Origin of the sequence: Streptomyces sp. SID14436 (assembly GCF_010548465.1) — a bacterium.
In the GTDB taxonomy this organism is placed as follows: domain Bacteria; phylum Actinomycetota; class Actinomycetes; order Streptomycetales; family Streptomycetaceae; genus Streptomyces.
The window spans coordinates 1-5,104 of sequence record NZ_JAAGMD010000010.1; the positions used below are offsets into that span (position 1 = coordinate 1).

Sequence of the window (5,104 nt, forward strand, 5' to 3'; positions counted from 1 at the left end):
CGCGCTCCGCGCCCCGGTGCGGGCCCGTGGCCGGCCCCGGTGCACGGGTGCACGACGGGGCGGCGGTGTGCGGCGGGGCGTTGCGCGGTGCGCCGGGCGTGCATCCGTGCGCGGCGGGCGGCGAACCCGGCAACCATGACGAACCGGACAGATGCGTGCCAATCGGTGTTGACGTGACGTGACCGGCTCACCACTCTGGTCCTCAGCGATCCGCCGCGAGGGGACGGCGAGGGCCTCGGTGACGGAGTTCCTCGGCGAGTGCGGGTCGTGACACGGCGTCGGTGCCCCTGCGCGGGGCCGGGCGGGAACGCCGGAGTCGGAACGGCGGTGCGGAAGGGCCGTACTCGGGGCGTGTCGGCGCCGCACCGCCGCCGACGTCACCCTTCGGGTCGCGGCGGCCCCTACAGCACGGCGCCCGGTGCCACGGGCGCTCCGGTGCCCCCGGTGAACGGCTCGGGCGTCGCCGCCGGCAGGAAGGTGTAGCGGCCGGTTTCTCCACAGGCTGTGGACAACTCCTCCAGGTTCCGGTTCTGGCCCTGCGGCATGCCCATCTCCACCAGGTGCAGGGCGTGCACCGGCAGACACAGGTCCGCCACCTCCGGCGGGAAGACCTCGAAGGTGAGCGTGTCGGCGGCGACCGCCGCCACGTCGCGCGCGTGGAACCACTCCGGGGTGCGGATCGACAGCCCCGGCGACGGATACTTCCTGTCGGACAAGGTCGTCGCCGTCACCGGAGCCGGGCGGGGCATCGGCCGCGCGGTCGCGCTCGCGGCGGCCGCCGAGGGTGCCCGCCTCGTCGTCAACGACTACGGCGTCGCCGTCGACGGCGCGGATCCTTCCGGTGACGTCGCCGACGGCGTGGCCGAGGATGCGCGCCCAGCGCTCCGGCACCCTCATCGGCTTCACCAGCGGCAACCACCAGGGTTCGGTCTCCCAGGCCAACTGCAGCGCGGCCAAGGGCGGCTTCATCTCCCTGGTGCGCAGTGCCGCCCTGGGCCTGCACAAGTACGGCGTGACCGCCAACGCCGTGGCCCCGGTGGCCCGTACGCGCATGTCGGCGGGCGTCCCCACCGAACTGGCCGGGATCGGCGGGCCCGAGGACGTGGCAGCCCTGGTGGTCTACCTGCTGTCGGACCGCGCGCGGGACGCCGGCGTCACCGGCCAGGTGCACACCGTCGCCGGCCCCAAGATCGCGGTGTGGGCCCAGCCGAGGGAACTGCGCGCCGCCTACGCCGAGGGCGCCTGGACGCCCGAGCGGATCGCCGACGCCCTGCCCACGACGGTGGGCACCGACCCGATGCCGCTCCTGGAGCAGGCGAGGAGACAGCATGAACCTGACGCTCTGCCAGGTTACTGAAATGACGCAGCGTCAGGAATGGCTGTGACCGGGCCGAGTCGGCGAAGGAGCAGCCGGGGACCGTCCGCGCGGGCGGACGTCACCCGGGCAGCCGGGACACCCCCGGGGCGCCGCGGCGCAGCACCGCCCGGGCGATGCGCTGGGCGTCGAGGGCCATCTCGCGGAGATTGCCGCTGATGGGGTTGGTGAACCCGGTGAAGTAGAGGCCCGGCGCGCCGGACGGGGAGCGGCCGCCGTGCGTGACCGGCCTGCCCCGGTCGTCGAGCACGCCCAGGTGGCCGACCAGGCCCTCCAGGGCGCGGACGTAGCCGGTGGCCGCGACGACCGCGTCGGGCCCGATGCGGGTGCCGTCGGCGAGCAGCACCTCGCCGTCCTCGAAGCCCTCCACGGCGGCCACGATCTCCACCCTGCCGTTGCGCACCGCGTCGATCAGGCCCACGTCCTGCACCGGGATGGCGCCCTCCAGCACACGGCTGTAGAGCCCGGTGTCCGGCCGGGGCAGCCCGTGCGCCGACAGGTCCGGCACGGCCACCCTGGCCTGCACCCGGCTGATCCGGTCGACCAGGCGGACCGGCAGCCTCCGCACCAGCACGCCCGAGTACTGCGCGGGCCAGCCCGCCGTCGAGCGGCGCACGATGTGCGGCACGGTGCGCACGGCCAGCCGCACCCGCGAGGCGCCGCCCTCGACCAGGTCGACGGCGATCTCGGCGCCCGTGTTGCCGACGCCCGCGACGAGCACGTCCCGGCCGGCGAACGGGACCGCGTTGCGGTAGGCGTGGGCGTGCAGGAACTCGCCGGTGTACGACGCGCGGCCGGGCCAGTCCGGCACCCGGGGCGTGTGGTTGTAGCCGGTGGCGACGACCACCGCGGCGCCGGTCAGTTCCCGGCCCCCGGTGGCGCGCAGCAGCCAGCCGGTGCCGTCGGGGGTGCGCTCGACGCGGTCGACCTCCACCCCGGTGACGATCTCCAGACGGTGGTGCTCGGCGTACTTCTCCAGGTACCGGACCACGTCGTCCCGGGACACCCAGCGGCCGAACCGGCGGGGCATCGGCAGGCCCGGCAGGGCGGACAGGCGCCGGGTGGTGTGCAGGCGCAGCCGGTCGTAGTGGTGGCGCCAGGAGGTGCCCACGGCGTCGGACCGCTCCAGGACGACGGCGCGTACGCCCCGGGCGCGCAGGGCCTGGGCGGCGGCGAGTCCGCCCGGGCCGCCCCCGATCACGTAGACGGGACGGTCGGCGGGCTGCGGTGCCGCGGGCGGGGTGGATCTGTGGGAGGCGGAGTCGGTCATGAACGCGAGCGTATGCGCGCACCTGCTTGATGGGTCTCGGTCAAGACCGGAATTGGTTGCGGATTGATCACATCTGAGCGGGAACGTGGCCGTCCCGGGCGGGGTGGGCCGGCCCGGCCCGGTCCGCCCCGCGCCCCGCGCCCGGCGTCGCCGGAGGCGCCGTTCCTCCGGCCGTCTTGCGCATCCGCTCCCGGTCCGCTGAACTGACGTCCCGTCAGATGTGGCGGAGTGCAGGTGCCGGCCGGGAGCGGGTGTGCCCATGGACGTCTGGTCCGTCGTGCACCGCACCGACCTGCCGCCCTCCGCCGGCCGCACCCCCCTGCGTCCCGGCCGTCGTCGACCTCGCCGAGGGCCCCCGGATGACGACGGAGATCGTGGCCCCGCGGCCCGACGGCCGGACCTCCCCGGCCGGCGCCCCGGAGACCGGAGCGGCGCCGTACGACGGATCCGGCCTGCGGTCCGGGGCCGCTCTCACGGTCTGCTTCCGGGACGGAATTCCGGTGTTCCGCGCGGCACCGCCCGCTTGAATGGCCGCATGTCCCACACCGACCGGCGGACCGCGCCGCCCCGCCCCCTCGCGCCCCCCGCCCGCCCCGAACTCCACGGCCACGGCCTCCGCCTGGGCCGCTGGGACCCCGACTCGGCCGCCCACGCGGACACCTGGCTGCGCGGCACCACCGACCCGGACTTCCTGCGCTGGAACACGCCCCTGGAGCCGGCCACGGACCGTGCCGCCGCCCGGGCCGCCCTGCGGGGGCGGGCCCGGCGGGACGCGGACGGCTCCACGGCGTCGTTCCGCGTCATGGACGCCGCCGACGGCACGACGCTGGGTCACATCGGCCTGAACGAGATCCACCCCGTGCTGGGCCACGCCCGCGTGGGCTACTGGATCCTCCCGGAGGCCCGCGGCCGGGGCGTCGCCACCCGGGCGCTGCTGCTGACCGCGCGCTGGGCGCTGACCGAACTCGGCCTGCACCGGCTGGAACTGGGCCACGTCGTCGGGCACGAGGCGTCCTGCCGGATCGCCGAGCGGTGCGGCTTCCCCCTCGAAGGAACCCTGCGCGGGGCGCTGTTCGCGTCCGGCCGCCGGGACGCCTTCCGCGACGCCCATCTGCACGCCCGCCTGGCCACGGACCCGGAGCCGCCGTACCCGGCGCCCGCACGGCACGGCGGGCCCGGGCGAAATCCGGAGGCGCCGGGGCGCGGCCGATCGGCATCATGAGGCATGGACACCACGCACTGGCATCGTCCCGGGGACGTCGACGCCTTCCTCGCCCGGGCCGGCTCCTTCCTCCGGTCGCGCACCGCCCGGCACACCCTGATGCTCACCGTCACCGAGGCGCTCCGCACGCGCGGACCGCACACCTACGGTGACGGCGTCCCCGAGTTCGGTGTCCTGGAACGCGACGGGGCCGTCCGGGCTGCCTTCCTGCGCACCCCGCCGCACCGGCTTCAGCTGACGGAGCTGTCCGCCGAGGAGGCGGACGCCCTGGCCGCGCACCTCCTGGACCTCGGCCGGGAGCTGCCCGGCGTGCAGGGCGAGCGGGCCACCGCCGCCGCCTTCGCACAGTGCTGGGCCCGCCGGACGGGCACCTCGGCCACGGTGGGCGAACGCCAGCGGCTGTACCGCCTGGGCGAGTTGACCGTGCCGCAGCCGGTGCCGCCCGGCCGGCCCCGCGTGGCGGGACCGGCGGACCGGGCCCAACTGGCCCGCTGGTACGTGGACTTCTGCAAGGAGCTGGGCGAGGCGCACCTCCAGGACCCGGACGGCTGGGCCGAGGCCCGTGTCGCGGGCGGCCAGGCCACCTTCTGGGAGACCCCCGACGGCACCCCGGTCGCCATGGCCTGCCGTTCCCCGATCGTGGCCGGGCAGAGCCGGGTGGTCGGCGTCTACACCCCGCCGCCCCTGCGCGGGCGCGGTTACGCGGGCGCGGCCACGGCGGAGGTGAGCCGGGCCGTGGCGGCGGACGGTGCCCAGGAGGTCCTGCTCTTCACCGACCTGGCCAACCCCACCAGCAACGCCCTCTACCAGCGCATCGGCTACCGCCCGGTCGCCGACTTCGCGGTGTACGACTTCACGGGGTAGGCCCCGGCGGGGGGACACGCGGGGCGGGGGCGCGGCTCACGGCCAGAGCAGCTCCCGCGTCCAGCGCTCCGCCGCCCGCTCCCCGGCCCCGGCGGTCCCCGTGTCCCCGGCGTCCTCCGTCACCCGCCGGTACCGCAGCCGGACGTGGCGGCGGCGGGCGTCGCCCTGGAAGAACTCCACCTCGTCCGGGCGCAGCCGGTACAGCGTCCAGGACGGCACGGGGGCGTCCGGCTCCCGGGCGGCGCGCTCCCAGGCCGCCTCCGACGCCCGGGCCAGCTCGTCCACCGAGCCGAGCACCTCGCTCTGGCGGCCGGTGAGGGCGGCGGCCAGCGCCCCGGTGGACCGCACCCGCAGGTCGGCCCGCGCCTCCTCG

4 protein-coding genes and 3 pseudogenes are annotated in these 5,104 nt (G+C 76.4%); 4 read left to right on the plus strand and 3 right to left on the minus strand.

From position 1 onward, the window contains the following. Positions 1-401: 401 nt before the first annotated feature. A pseudogene (locus tag G3I53_RS33520) lies at positions 402-710 on the minus strand (cyclase family protein); the annotation flags it as partial. Between G3I53_RS33520 and G3I53_RS00515 the strand changes: the two are divergent. After that, positions 679-1,357, plus strand: a pseudogene (locus G3I53_RS00515) (SDR family oxidoreductase). The pseudogenes G3I53_RS33520 and G3I53_RS00515 overlap by 32 nt on opposite strands. Positions 1,358-1,436: 79 nt before the next feature. On the opposite strand, the gene G3I53_RS00520 reads toward G3I53_RS00515, so the two are convergent. Then, entirely contained in the window at positions 1,437-2,645 is a 1,209-nt protein-coding gene (locus tag G3I53_RS00520; RefSeq protein ID WP_164437916.1) for an NAD(P)/FAD-dependent oxidoreductase, read from the minus strand. A 268-nt stretch (positions 2,646-2,913) separates the two neighbouring features. Here G3I53_RS00520 and G3I53_RS33525 point away from each other — a divergent pair. The 3 genes and pseudogenes from G3I53_RS33525 to G3I53_RS00530 form a co-directional block, all read left to right on the plus strand. Further along, positions 2,914-3,172: pseudogene (locus tag G3I53_RS33525) on the plus strand (OB-fold domain-containing protein); the annotation flags it as partial. 8 nt (positions 3,173-3,180) lie between these two features. Further along, a complete protein-coding gene (locus tag G3I53_RS00525; RefSeq protein WP_164437917.1) occupies positions 3,181-3,867 on the plus strand; it encodes a GNAT family protein in 687 nt (228 codons plus the stop codon). A 3-nt stretch (positions 3,868-3,870) separates the two neighbouring features. Continuing rightward, complete coding sequence (locus tag G3I53_RS00530; protein ID WP_164332740.1) at positions 3,871-4,731, plus strand: GNAT family N-acetyltransferase; 861 nt, start codon at positions 3,871-3,873, stop codon at positions 4,729-4,731. 36 nt (positions 4,732-4,767) lie between these two features. Here G3I53_RS00530 and G3I53_RS00535 read toward each other — a convergent pair. Next, on the minus strand, positions 4,768-5,104 hold a 337-nt coding region (locus G3I53_RS00535; RefSeq protein WP_275406476.1), incomplete at its 5' end, for a pyridoxine 5'-phosphate oxidase C-terminal domain-containing protein.

Coding starts and splice junctions, on each gene's coding strand:
- G3I53_RS00530 (WP_164332740.1), top strand. CDS start 3,871: ATGGACACCACGCACTGGCATCGTCCCGGGGACGTCGACGCCTTCCTC.
- G3I53_RS00520 (WP_164437916.1), bottom strand. CDS start 2,645: ATGACCGACTCCGCCTCCCACAGATCCACCCCGCCCGCGGCACCGCAG.
- G3I53_RS00525 (WP_164437917.1), top strand. CDS start 3,181: ATGTCCCACACCGACCGGCGGACCGCGCCGCCCCGCCCCCTCGCGCCC.